Source organism: Xenorhabdus ishibashii (genome assembly GCF_002632755.1).
Classification (GTDB): Bacteria; Pseudomonadota; Gammaproteobacteria; order Enterobacterales; family Enterobacteriaceae; genus Xenorhabdus; species Xenorhabdus ishibashii.
The window spans coordinates 812779-824967 of the sequence record NZ_NJAK01000001.1 but is presented as its reverse complement, the minus strand read 5'-3'; the positions used below and the strand labels follow the sequence as shown (position 1 = coordinate 824967).

The window sequence follows — 12189 nt, the reverse complement described above, 5'->3', positions numbered from 1 at the left end:
GGAGGAAAAAGAGATGAAAACTTTAATCCAAAACGTCACTGAATCTTTTGAGGCGTGCTTTAATTATTCTCCAACGCATTTTTTTCAGGCGCCGGGGCGGGTGAATCTTATCGGTGAGCATACGGATTACAACAGTGGTTTTGTCTTGCCTTGTGCGATTAATTTCCAGACAGTAGTTGCCGCCGCTAAGCGTGGGGATATGCGTGTCAGAGTGATAGCTGTTGATTATCATAATCAGTGTGATGAATTTGATCTTTGCCAACCCATTCTCTTTCAGCCAGAAAAAATATGGGCGAATTACATCCGTGGTGTGGTGAACTCTTTGGTGGAGAGTGGTTATGCATTTGGTGGTATGGATCTCGTCATTAGTGGCAATATTCCACAAGGTGCGGGTTTGAGTTCATCTGCGTCATTGGAAGTCGTGGTTGGGCAAACCATTAAGTCGCTTTATCAACTCGATATTAGCCCCAAAATGATTGCATTGAGCGGGCAGCAAGCAGAAAACCAATTTGTCGGTTGCAATTCTGGCATTATGGATCAGTTAATCTCTGCTTGTGGCGAAGAGGATCACGCTTTGTTGATCGATTGCCTCACGTTGACAACACGATCTATACGTATGCCTGATCAAGTGGTTGTGATGATAATCAATTCTAATAAACAGCGTGGCCTGGTGGATAGCGAATACAACCTACGCAGACAGCAATGTGAAGAAGCCGCTCATTTGTTGGGAGTGAAAACATTGCGTGATATCACTCTTGAGGATTTCAATGCTAATCAAACGTTACTCGATACATTGCTCGCCAAACGGGCTCGCCATGTGATCAGTGAAAATTTGCGGACTAAATTGGCGGCTGATGCTTTAAATGCTGGTGATTTATTTCTCCTTGGTCAGCTTATGGCTGCATCTCATATTTCCATGCGTGATGATTTTGACATTACTGTCCGTGAAATAGATGTGCTGGTGGCGATTGTTAAAGATGTGATTGGCGATCACGGCGGTGTCCGTATGACAGGGGGTGGTTTTGGTGGTTGTGTGGTGGCGTTGGTTCTTCCTGATTTGGTGAAAAGTGTCGAAAGGGCGATTGAGCAACAATACAAGGCTAAAACAGGTTTAAAAGCGGATATCTATCTTTGTCAGGCCACAAAAGGTGCAAGCCAACTGGAATAAGCAAAAGATAGCGCGTCGAAAAAGTTTTTCCTAAATGGTATGTTCTCTCAATACCTAACGTTAACAATGAAGGGAGTATGATCGTGAGTTACAACGCACAGCTAACAACGCTCCAGCCACAGTGGACAGAAGTTGACGATTACCTTAAACAAGCCTTGTTACCTAAATCTCTGCACCTTGAACAAACTCTTGAATATATGGTCACTCAAGGCTTACCAGCCATTAATGTCTCTGCGCTGCAAGGGCAGTTTTTGATGATGATGGTACAAATTAGTGGCGCAAAGCGTATTCTCGAAATTGGCACATTGGGAGGATATAGCGCCCAATACATGGCAAAGGGATTGCCTGATGATGGGATCCTATTCACATTGGAAAAAGATCCCCGCGTAGCCGAAGTAGCCCAGTACAATATTGAAAGAGCGCAGCTTGCCCACAAAATCAAAATTATCGTGGGAGAAGCCAGCGAAACCTTGCAGACGCTAAGTTCTGAGGTTCCCTTTGATTTGATTTTTATTGATGCTGATAAACAAAACAGTCCATTGTATCTGGATTGGGCTGTCAAGTTGGGTCGTCCGGGAAGCATTATCATCATGGATAATATGATCCGCGAAGGCGAAATTGTACATGAGCAGCGGAGTGAGTCGGTCGAAGGTGTGCGTCAGGCATTGGATAAAATGTCCAATTACCCTGAACTGACTGTTACGGCTTTACAGACTGTGGGGGAAAAAGGTTGGGATGGGTTTGCATTATTACGGATCAATACGGATGGAAAAATCACGCAATAAATTTTTATGAGAAATAATGGGTTATAAAAAGGATGGTTTATCAAAAATAAACCATCCTAATATTACAATCTTTGGGTTGTAGGCTAATTGGCTGATGTTAGTGTTCGGGCTGATTGACATGCTTTGCGCTCACTGGGTTCACGCTCTTGAATGATTTTTGCTGTTTCATCTATGGCGGGAAGAGGAAAGCCCATATCATCATAGGCACCAAAACCAATCAAATGATAACTACTTAGTGGGATATTTATCGGGATACGAAATTCTTTCTTTTCCCCTGACGCCAATGGTTCAAATGAGTACACTGTCAGTGTATCTGGCTCACATTTAGCATTAAGAGGTAAAATGGCCAGATACCCCCCCGCCACAGGCTGGTCGCCTTTATTTTGCAGTGTACCACCCACAAAGAATTTACCGCTGGCTCCCAATCCCATGTGGAATAACAAATGCGCTTCCCCTTTTGCCCATAATGCAGGGGAAAATAGGCTGCTTGCCATTAATATTACACTGTATGTGTAACCACGCCATTTCATCTTTATGCTCCCGTTTGTTGATGATGAGTTCATGACTATAAATTAATACAGGAATCAACATCACCGTATTTTGTGACTCTTTTGAACACATCTAAATCTAATCTGGCAATGTAGTCGATTAAATAGTGGCTACATAACGGCCCATCTGAAATATCTACATTGGTTTGAGGTTTAAACTCGTTGATATAGTCCAATGAGGCATATCCCAAGATTTTAGGGGGCAGATGAGGTATGACATCATCGAGATAGTTGAACACCGCAAAATTGCTAAAGTTTTGGGTAACGTGTTTGGAGAATTCTCTGTTTCCTGGTCTTGGGCAGGCAAATAAGCAGGCTGAGTGATTGAGGGTTATAGGGCCAATTTCATACATCAAATAGGATGCAATTGCTGCGCCAACACTGTGACCGACGATAGTGAATTGATTATTTATCCCTATAAATTGAGCAATCGCTTCAGCTAATTTGAGATTGCTGTAATCACGGTGAGATTCAGATTCAATGGTAATCAGCTTCATGGAGTCGTAGACGCTAAAAAACCCCTGGCTGACTTCTATCCTGGGGAAGCGGATCCACGGTGATATAAAATTAATCAGTCCATCATGGACATCTTCTAGCAAAATGGTGGGATCGGTTCCACGTATGGCAATAATATGTTCTTCTGGAAAATGGTTTTTTTCGGTCACTTTTTTTGCCACATAGCCATAACAGACATGATCGGGCAATTCGCTTTTTCTGGGCGTTACTGAGAAAGACAGATCATTGGCTGAGAGATAGGCTATAACTTTCCATCCGTTTTCTTCAATGCGCGGATCGGCTGGAGGAGTTGGATTATTGTAGTACTGTTCATTCATTTTCGCTGCATATAACACGAATGCCGCAAAATTGGCGGCCTCTCTGTATGTATACATAGATGCCTCTTTTGTTTGTTCTTTGTTGTTGAGGTGATTGGTTATTGAAATGTTTATTTTATGTAATTTAGCTGTAGCCATCTTACCGAATTTTCTGGATTAAGGAATATACAGATTGATTGATATTTTGTTTAGATTGCAATGAAACTATTATTATGAGGATTTTATTTCCATAAAATTCCTGTTATTAGAATTAATTTATTATTAAATGATAAATTAATAAGTTGGGAGCAGAATTTAATTTATCAATATTGAATTAATTAATTCCCTTTTGTTATATGTAGTTTTCTTTTGTTCTTTCAAATTGATTGCTATGCAGCGTTATTCTTTCCCAATCTGAAAGTTTTATTTGCAAATTTTACTGATTATCAAGAGGCAAATATGGCAGCACCACGTTCGGTTCTTGAACTGATAGGGAATACACCGCTACTGGAATTGACTCATCTGGATACAGGATCGTGCCAGCTATTCATTAAGTTAGAGAATCAGAATCCGGGCGGATCGATTAAGGATCGTGTTGCACTTTCAATGATTGAACAGGCAGAAAAACAGGGATTGTTAAAATCAGGGGGCACTATTATTGAAGCCACGGCAGGTAATACGGGAATTGGATTGGCGTTGGTTGCCGCCATGAAGGGTTATAAACTCATTTTGGTTGTACCTGATAAGATGAGCAGGGAAAAAATTTATCACCTGCGAGCACTGGGAATCGATGTCCGCCTGACACGCTCTGATGTCGGAAAAGGGCATCCAGAATATTATCAAGACTATGCTCTGCGCCTGTCGAAAGAGATCAGCGGAGCTTATTATATTGATCAATTCAATAATTCTGCAAACTCAGCCGCGCATCTTACTACCACGGGGCCGGAGATTTGGCAGCAGATGGAGCAGAATGTCGATGCTGTGGTAGTGGGGGTCGGTTCTGGCGGGACTCTTGGTGGCTTGAGCCAGTATTTTAAGAAAGTTTCCCCTCATACGGAATTTGTTCTCGCAGATCCTAAAGGTTCTATTCTTGCCGATTATGTTGAGCATGGTCACTATGACGAAGCGGGCAGTTGGTTTGTGGAAGGTATCGGAGAGGATTTTGTCCCGCCTCTTGGCGATTTTTCTCAGGTTCACCATGCTTATCGTATTACCGATGCAGAAGCGTTTACCTGCGCCCGTGATTTACTACTGACAGAAGGGATCTTGGCTGGCTCTTCTTCAGGAACATTGTTAGCGGCGGCGCTACGTTATTGTCGTGCACAAACAATGCCGAAACGTGTAGTGACGTTAGCTTGTGACAGTGGAAACAAATATCTGTCGAAGATGTTTAATGATTACTGGCTATTGGAACAAGGGCTATGTTCACAACCACAAGAAAATAATTTGAGCGATTATATTACTTATCGTTATAAGGATGGTGCAACGGTCTCAGTTTCCCCGCAAGATACCTTGCAGATCGCTTATAGCCGCATGCGCCTGTATGACATTTCACAGTTACCGGTGATTGAGAACGATCAAGTTGTCGGACTCATTGATGAATGGGATCTCATGCATACCATTCAGGCCGATTCACGAAATTTCTCGTTGCCTGTTACTGAAGCGATGACCAATCAGGTTCATACGCTCAATAAAAAAGCGTCACTGGAGCAGTTAATTGCTACTTTTGATGCTGGTCATGTGGCCCTGATTGTTGATGATGACAATCATTTCTTGGGTCTTGTTACTCGTACCGATGTACTGAACGCATGGCGTCAACAACTCAATTAATCTCTTTCAGGAATAAATTAATGGCTAAGTTTGATAGGACTAAGAATAAGATTAAATTTGATACACAAAGCGTTCATGCAGGCTATGTACCTGATCACACTGGTGCAGTGATGCCCGCAATCTATGCCACATCCACTTATGCTCAGCCTGCACCTGGCCAGCATACTGGATATGAATATTCCCGTAGCGGGAATCCGACGCGTGATGCTTTAGAGCGTGCGATTGCTGAATTGGAGAATGGCACACGTGGTTATGCTTTTGGCTCTGGTCTGGCCGCCAGTTCGACCATCCTGGAGCTACTTGATAAAGACAGTCACATCATTGCGGTAGACGATCTTTATGGTGGGACTTACCGACTGTTGGAAAAAGTGCGTCGCCGGACGGCAGGTCTGAGAGTCACTTATATTGAAGCGGGGGATACTGCGGCGTTGGAAGCGGCAATTCAGCCTGATACTAAAATGATTTGGGTGGAAACTCCCACTAACCCACTGCTGAAATTGGCTGACTTAACGGCGATTGCCCAGATTGCTAAGCGGCATAATATTATCAGCGTGGCAGATAACACGTTTGCTTCCCCTTATATTCAGCGTCCGCTTGATTTGGGTTTTGATATTGTTGTGCACTCTGCAACTAAGTACCTGAATGGTCATTCTGATGTTGTCGCTGGCCTTGCGGTGGTGGGAAATAACGCAGAGTTAGCCGAGCAAGTTGCTTTCCTGCAAAATTCCATTGGTGGCATTCTTGATCCGTTCAGTAGTTTCCTTGTTCTGCGTGGTATCCGGACATTAGCGCTGCGCATGGAGCGCCATATTGACAGTGCAGAGAAGATTGCACGTTGGCTTGAACAGCAGCCACAAATTGAGAAAGTGTATTACCCTGGCCTTGCTTCTCATCCTCAGCATGAATTGGCAAAGCGTCAGATGCGAGGTTTTGGTGGCATGATCTCTATCGTACTGAAAGGAGATGAAGATTATACGTGTCGTATTATTAAAGCACTGCAACTGTTCACATTGGCGGAAAGTTTAGGAGGAGTGGAGAGCTTAATTGGTCAGCCATTTACTATGACCCATGCTTCTATTCCGCTGGAAAAGCGTCTGGCTGCCGGAATTACGCCACAACTGCTTCGTATCTCTGTCGGTATTGAAAATGCAGATGATCTGATAGCTGATTTGTCTCAGGCATTTGAAAATGCGAGTTTATAACGAAAAATAAACCAAGAAAATTAGGGCGTGTTGATGTTTTGTGAGGGATTATTAAACAGCATGATGATTTGGTATAATTACTTTCGCCAAAAAACAACCAGACCTCACCATCATGCCGCGAACTATGTTAACAGATCTCCAATGGAATAAGCTATCTGCGTTAATGCAACATGCGGGTTGGATTTATCACAAACCTGAACACCGTTTGACCGTTGAAGGCATTCTTTACCGAATGAGAACGAGCGTTCCCTGGCGCGATTTACCGCCAGAATTCGGCAAATGGAATAGTGTCTTTCAACGTTTCAATGCGTGGTCAAAGAAAGGGGTTTTACAGCTCATTTTCAAGTGGTTATCTGGGTTTGCTGATAGGGAATGGTTGTTTATTGATGGGAGTATCGTCCGTGCTCATCAGCACAGTGCCGGAGCGGCTTCAGATGATGATGAGGCGATTGGCAAAAGTTGTGGTGGACGTTCAACCAAAATTCATTTGGCCGTCGATAGTTATGGCTTGCCTGTTCATTTTGAATTGTCCGGGGGACAAGTGCATGACATTGTTCATGCTGAAAGTTTAGTCGAACAATCGCCCCCTTCGGACTTTGTGATAGCTGACAAAGGGTACGACAGTCAGGCTTTCAGAAATCATATTGAACAGCAAGGAGCAACGCCGATTATTCCCTACCGGAAAAATAGCCGAAAATCGGATAAACAGATTGATAAATGTTTATATCGTTATCGTCATTTGGTGGAGAATGCGTTCGCTAGGGTTAAACATTTTCGTGCAATAGCAACAAGATACGATAAGCTTGAACGGAATTACGCCAGTATATTGGCTCTGGCGTTTATCATTGTCTGGTTGCCCATGTGGGTTGAATGAATTATGACCTTAAAACATCAACAGACCCTACTATCAGGTAAGGCAGTGCAGTCTACTAGTGCATAGTATATAAAAATAAAAGATCCTAGTAATGATAATCATAAGAGAGCATTAGAATGACTGCGTAAAAGTTTATACTCAATACTATAAGATATTAATTCTATAAAATCCTCAACGTAAAGGATCATTGGGAGTCCTGTTTACGATTTTGTGTAATAAACATTTCATCTTATTAAATATGACTGTTTAAGGTGTATTAGCTCAAACTCGATCTGACAGTTATCGGTTATTTATACTGGTGTCTGTCAGGTTAAATCTGGTTCAGATTTTTTCTGCTCAGAGTCGTTTTCCATCAAGTAATGTTTCCATTGATGTTCGACCACAGCATTTTCAGGAGCTTGAAAAGTGAATGGGTTCCTGAAGAAGGATATTCAGATTTTAGAGCAGACTTTCATTCCATCACGAATTATATAATCGGTTATTATAGCCAGCTTCGGCTCCATTGGTATAACAATAGATTGCCCCCAACGAATCAGAACGATTATTTTGGGAAAACGCTAAGTCAGTGACCAATTTTTATTGACCACTTCACTTATTTTATTTCCGAAGGAATTGGGGTTACACCATGGAGTCCATTGGCCAGAGGTAAACTTGCAAAGAAGACTGATACTACTCGTACACAATCTGACAAGGTATTGTCATGGCTATATGAGCCCGCAAAGCAGAGTGATGAAAAAATAATTTCTGTTCTACATGACCTCGCAGCAAGTAAAGCATGTAAGCCTGCACATGTAGCTTTAGCTTGGTTGTTATCTAAACCATCAATCGCTTCACCAATTGTTGGTGTGACATCAGTAGAGCAACTTATAGACAATACTTGTTGTATGAATGCATCTCTTAGTAATGATGAAATTGCTGCACTGGAGGAGTTCTATACTCCGCATATGAGAGCCGAGTTATCCTAAAATAGTTATTGGGGGATTTATGCGAGTCCAAAAACCGATCAATTCAGGATTTAGCGCGTCATCAACAGCCTCGGATGTACTTAAAGGTATTGATATTAAAGGTAAGACCGCTTTTATCACAGGTGGACATTCTGGATTGGGATATGAGGCTACTAAAGCGCTATCAGAAGCAGGTGCTCATGTGGTAGTGGGGGCAAGGGATATGAAGAGTGCATCTAATGCTTTAAGTGAGTTAACCAATATTACCATTCTTCCACTTGATCTTTCGGACATAAATTCTGTCAGGACATTGGCGGCTTATGTCAATGCGAATAGATATATCTTTGATTATGTGATTTGTAATGCTGGCATCATGGCTTCTCCAGAAAAACGGGTTGGTCCAGGATGGGAATCGCAGTTTGCTACAAATCATATTGGCCATTATGTACTGGTGAATCTTATATGGAACAATATCCGATCTGGAGGGAGAGTTGTATGCGTTTCATCTGCTGGGCATCATAATTCTCCAATCAGATGGGACGATATCCAGTTCACTAGTGGTTATGACAAGTGGGTGGCATATGCACAGTCTAAAACTGCTAATGTGCTTTTTGCATTGCAACTGGATACGTATGGAAAAAACAAGAACATCAGAGCATTTTCTTTGCATCCGGGTAAAATATTTACCCCACTCCAACGGCATTTGTCTTATGAAGAAATGGCGAATGAGGGATGGATGGATAAGGAGGGTAATCCGATTGATCCAACTTTTAAATCTCCTGCGCAAGGGGCTGCAACTGAGGTATGGGCAGCAACAAGCCCTGTCTTGAACGGACTAGGTGGACTTTATTGTGAAGATTGTGACATTACCGGACTTGCATCAGATTATGAAGAACCCTTTGTTGGTGTTTGTGAATATGCCGTTGATCCGGTAGAAGCCTTAAGATTGTGGAATTTCACAGCTAATCTTACAGGTGTAAATGTATTTGCAGCTATTAACTAAATCGCAAGTAGTCTCGTGACAACCTAAGATCCCAGGCAGCATACTATTTTTTATGATATTAGGAATCCTAATTCATTGTATTTTCTTCCTTTGTAGGAGGATTGAAGCAGAAATGGAGAAGATCATATACAAAGCTCAGGCCTATGTAGCCCATCTTCATTTTATCCTTTGTCATTTGAATCCAGATATTATGTCAGATTAATATGATTTTGCTATATACCTCTTACTGAATCTCAACAAGTCGTATATTGTTAATATTTGTCTATATTTCAGTCAGTTGTTTAAGTTTTTGTGATGTATGTAAAAAAACGCCCTATCCGATTAACCGGACAGAGCATTTAACTGGTTGGTTTTAATCAAAAAATGATTATTTATGCGTATGTGGACGCATTGCCGGGAACAGGATAACGTCGCGGATGGTATGGCTGTCAGTAAACAACATTATCATACGGTCGATACCAATGCCCAAACCTGCTGTTGGCGGCAAACCATGCTCCAACGCAGTAATATAGTCTTCATCGTAGAACATCGCTTCGTCATCACCCTGATCTTTCTGGCGAACCTGCTCTGCAAAGCGTTCTGCCTGATCTTCCGCATCATTCAGCTCCGAGAAGCCGTTACCAATTTCACGGCCACCGATGAAGAATTCAAAACGATCGGTAATGAATGGGTTGTCATCGTTACGGCGCGCCAGCGGAGAAACTTCTGCCGGATATTCTGTAATGAATGTCGGCTGAATCAGGTGGCTTTCTGCGGTTTCTTCAAATATTTCACACTGAACACGGCCTAAGCCCCAACCCTTTTCAACATCAATGCCCAAGGATTTCGCGATAGCAACCGCTTTGTCCATATCATCCAAATCTGCCATATTGGTCTCTGGACGATATTTGCAGATCGCTTCTTTCATGGTCATCTTGGCAAAAGGCTGACCAAAATCGAATTCTTGTTCGCCGTATTTCACCAATGTTGTACCCAGTACTTCTTGAGTCAAGGTACGGAACAGTTCTTCGGTCAGTACGATTAGATCCTGATAATCCGCGTATGCCATGTAGAGTTCCATCATGGTGAACTCTGGGTTGTGGCGCGGAGAGACGCCTTCATTACGGAAGTTACGGTTGATTTCGAAAACCCGCTCAAAACCACCTACCACTAAACGTTTCAGGTACAGTTCCGGCGCAATACGCAGGTACATGTCGATATCCAGAGCGTTATGGTGCGTAATGAATGGACGTGCACTTGCACCGCCAGGGATCGCCTGCATCATTGGCGTTTCAACTTCCATGAAACCTTTTTGGATCATGAAGCTGCGTAATGCCGACATTACGTGGGAACGTATCTGGAATGCCTTGCGCGATTCATCATTCGAAATCAGATCTAAATAACGCTGGCGGTAGCGAGTTTCCTGATCCGCCAAACCGTGGAATTTATCTGGCAGAGGGCGCAATGCCTTAGTCAGCAGGCGCAACTCAGTACAATGGATAGAAAGTTCACCAGTTTGAGTTTTGAACAGCTTACCGCGTGCGCCTAAAATGTCACCCAAATCCCATTTCTTGAACTGAGTGTTGTAAATACCTTCCGGCAGGTCATCACGGGAAACATAGATTTGAATGCGACCACCCATGTCTTGCAGAGTTGCAAAAGAAGCCTTACCCATGATACGACGTGTCATCATGCGGCCGGCAATGGTCACTTCGATGTCAAGCTCTTCCAATTCTTCCTTAGTCTTGTCATCGTATTTCACATGCAAATCTGCGGAAATATTTTCGCGACGAAAATCATTTGGGAAAGCAATGCCGTCATTGCGCAAAGCAGCCAGTTTTTCTCGGCGGGTTTTCAGTTCGTTATTTAAGTCAGGAGCCTGTTCAGCTCCCTGCTGTTGTTGTGACATTTTAGTTCCTCATAGGCCAGCTTTTAAGCTTGCTTCAATGAATTTATCCAAATCCCCATCCAGCACTGATTGTGTATTGCGGGTTTCTACACCAGTACGCAAATCCTTAATGCGGGAATCATCCAAAACGTAAGAGCGAATCTGACTGCCCCAACCGATGTCCGATTTGTTTTCTTCCATTGCTTGTTTATCTGCATTCTTCTTCTGCATTTCCAGTTCGTACAGTTTTGCTTTCAACTGTTTCATCGCCTGGTCTTTGTTTTTATGCTGAGAACGATCTGTCTGGCATTGGGTTACAAGCCCCGTCGGTACGTGGGTGATACGTACTGCAGATTCGGTTTTGTTAACGTGCTGACCACCAGCACCAGAGGCGCGGTATACATCTATACGTAAATCAGCCGGATTGATTTCGATATCAATATCATCATCCACTTCTGGATAGATGAAAGCAGAACTGAATGATGTATGACGACGACCACCTGAGTCAAAAGGACTTTTACGTACCAAGCGATGGACGCCCGTTTCTGTACGCAGCCAACCGTAAGCATATTCACCCATGATCTTGATAGTGGCCGATTTCAACCCAGCAACTTCACCATCAGACTCTTCAATGATTTCGGTCTTAAAGCCCCTGGATTCCGCCCAACGCAAATACATGCGCATCAACATGCTGGCCCAATCTTGTGCTTCTGTACCACCAGATCCCGCCTGAAGATCCAGATAGCAGTTTGCACTATCATATTGACCAGAAAACATACGCCGGAATTCAAGTTGACCCAGTTTTTCTTCTAGCTGTTCCAATTCAGCGACTGCTTCATTGAAGGTTTCTTCGTCATCAGCTTCAACAGCCAATTCCAGCAGACCGTTCACATCTTCCAATCCCTGAGTAAGCTGAACGATGGTTTCTACGATGCTTTCAAGTGATGAACGTTCTTTACCTAACGCCTGTGCCCGTTCCGGCTCATTCCAGACATCAGGCTGTTCGAGTTCAGCATTGACTTCTTCTAAACGTTCTTTCTTGGCATCATAGTCAAAGATACCCCCTCAGAACTACTGTCCGTTCAGACAGGTCCTGAATGTGATTTTTTACCGGATTAATTTCAAACATATTTTGTGTCTTATACGCTGTGTATTA

11 protein-coding genes and 1 pseudogene are annotated in these 12189 nt (G+C 42.9%); 8 read left to right on the top strand and 4 right to left on the bottom strand.

The annotated features are described in order from the left end of the window. The first annotated feature begins 13 nt into the window (after positions 1–13). Together galK and Xish_RS03860 are read left to right on the top strand one after the other, a co-directional pair. Positions 14–1168, top strand: a complete 1155-nt coding sequence (galK, locus tag Xish_RS03865; protein WP_099116800.1) for a galactokinase — start codon at positions 14–16, stop codon at positions 1166–1168. Positions 1169–1251: 83 nt separating this feature from the next. After that, positions 1252–1953, top strand: a complete 702-nt coding sequence (locus Xish_RS03860) for an O-methyltransferase (protein WP_244185909.1) — start codon at positions 1252–1254, stop codon at positions 1951–1953. 83 nt (positions 1954–2036) lie between these two features. Here Xish_RS03860 and Xish_RS03855 read toward each other — a convergent pair whose 3' ends face one another. Both Xish_RS03855 and Xish_RS03850 read right to left on the bottom strand, forming a co-directional pair. Further along, positions 2037–2483 (bottom strand): membrane-associated Zn-dependent protease 1, encoded by a 447-nt coding sequence (locus Xish_RS03855; protein WP_099116798.1) that lies wholly within the window; start codon positions 2481–2483, stop codon positions 2037–2039. 35 nt (positions 2484–2518) lie between these two features. Then, entirely contained in the window at positions 2519–3391 is an 873-nt protein-coding gene (locus Xish_RS03850; RefSeq protein WP_099118653.1) for a lipase family protein, read from the bottom strand. A gap of 381 nt (positions 3392–3772) precedes the next feature. On the opposite strand from Xish_RS03850, the gene Xish_RS03845 reads away from it, so the two are divergent. The 6 genes and pseudogenes from Xish_RS03845 (at position 3773) to Xish_RS03825 (ending at position 9166) form a co-directional block, all read left to right on the top strand. Continuing rightward, complete coding sequence (locus Xish_RS03845; RefSeq protein WP_099118652.1) at positions 3773–5143, top strand: pyridoxal-phosphate dependent enzyme; 1371 nt, start codon at positions 3773–3775, stop codon at positions 5141–5143. Between the two features lie 20 nt (positions 5144–5163). Further along, on the top strand, positions 5164–6345 hold the full coding sequence (locus tag Xish_RS03840; RefSeq protein ID WP_099116797.1) for a trans-sulfuration enzyme family protein: 1182 nt from the start codon (positions 5164–5166) through the stop codon (positions 6343–6345). 112 nt (positions 6346–6457) lie between these two features. Beyond that, the gene (locus Xish_RS03835) at positions 6458–7219 is read left to right on the top strand and encodes an IS5 family transposase (RefSeq protein WP_099116796.1); all 762 of its coding nucleotides are present in this window, start codon (positions 6458–6460) and stop codon (positions 7217–7219) included. 389 nt (positions 7220–7608) lie between these two features. Continuing rightward, positions 7609–7802, top strand: a pseudogene (locus Xish_RS18860) (IS3 family transposase); the annotation flags it as partial. After that, positions 7792–8184, top strand: a complete 393-nt coding sequence (locus tag Xish_RS03830; RefSeq protein WP_099116795.1) for an aldo/keto reductase — start codon at positions 7792–7794, stop codon at positions 8182–8184. The pseudogene Xish_RS18860 and the gene Xish_RS03830, both read left to right, overlap by 11 nt. A gap of 19 nt (positions 8185–8203) precedes the next feature. Next, positions 8204–9166, top strand: coding sequence for an SDR family NAD(P)-dependent oxidoreductase (locus Xish_RS03825; RefSeq protein WP_099116794.1), 963 nt, complete (start codon positions 8204–8206; stop codon positions 9164–9166). 367 nt (positions 9167–9533) lie between these two features. Here the strand turns inward: Xish_RS03825 and lysS are convergent, their stop codons facing one another. After that, positions 9534–11054, bottom strand: a complete 1521-nt coding sequence (gene lysS, locus Xish_RS03820; RefSeq protein WP_099116793.1) for a lysine--tRNA ligase — start codon at positions 11052–11054, stop codon at positions 9534–9536. Positions 11055–11063: 9 nt separating this feature from the next. Further along, positions 11064–12162, bottom strand: a protein-coding gene (prfB, locus tag Xish_RS03815) for a peptide chain release factor 2 (RefSeq protein ID WP_099116792.1) whose coding sequence is annotated in 2 segments (ribosomal slippage) — positions 11064–12086 and positions 12088–12162 — 1098 coding nt in all. Because the reading frame shifts where the segments join, the coding sequence is not laid out codon by codon here. Between the last annotated feature and the right edge of the window lie 27 nt (positions 12163–12189).

Excerpts from the sequence above, each read along its gene's own strand:
- galK (WP_099116800.1), top strand. The coding sequence starts at position 14 with ATGAAAACTTTAATCCAAAACGTCACTGAATCTTTTGAGGCGTGCTTT.
- Xish_RS03855 (WP_099116798.1), bottom strand. The coding sequence starts at position 2,483 with ATGAAATGGCGTGGTTACACATACAGTGTAATATTAATGGCAAGCAGC.
- Xish_RS03850 (WP_099118653.1), bottom strand. The coding sequence starts at position 3,391 with ATGTATACATACAGAGAGGCCGCCAATTTTGCGGCATTCGTGTTATAT.
- Xish_RS03845 (WP_099118652.1), top strand. The coding sequence starts at position 3,773 with ATGGCAGCACCACGTTCGGTTCTTGAACTGATAGGGAATACACCGCTA.
- Xish_RS03840 (WP_099116797.1), top strand. The coding sequence starts at position 5,164 with ATGGCTAAGTTTGATAGGACTAAGAATAAGATTAAATTTGATACACAA.
- Xish_RS03835 (WP_099116796.1), top strand. The coding sequence starts at position 6,458 with ATGCCGCGAACTATGTTAACAGATCTCCAATGGAATAAGCTATCTGCG.
- Xish_RS03825 (WP_099116794.1), top strand. The coding sequence starts at position 8,204 with ATGCGAGTCCAAAAACCGATCAATTCAGGATTTAGCGCGTCATCAACA.
- lysS (WP_099116793.1), bottom strand. The coding sequence starts at position 11,054 with ATGTCACAACAACAGCAGGGAGCTGAACAGGCTCCTGACTTAAATAAC.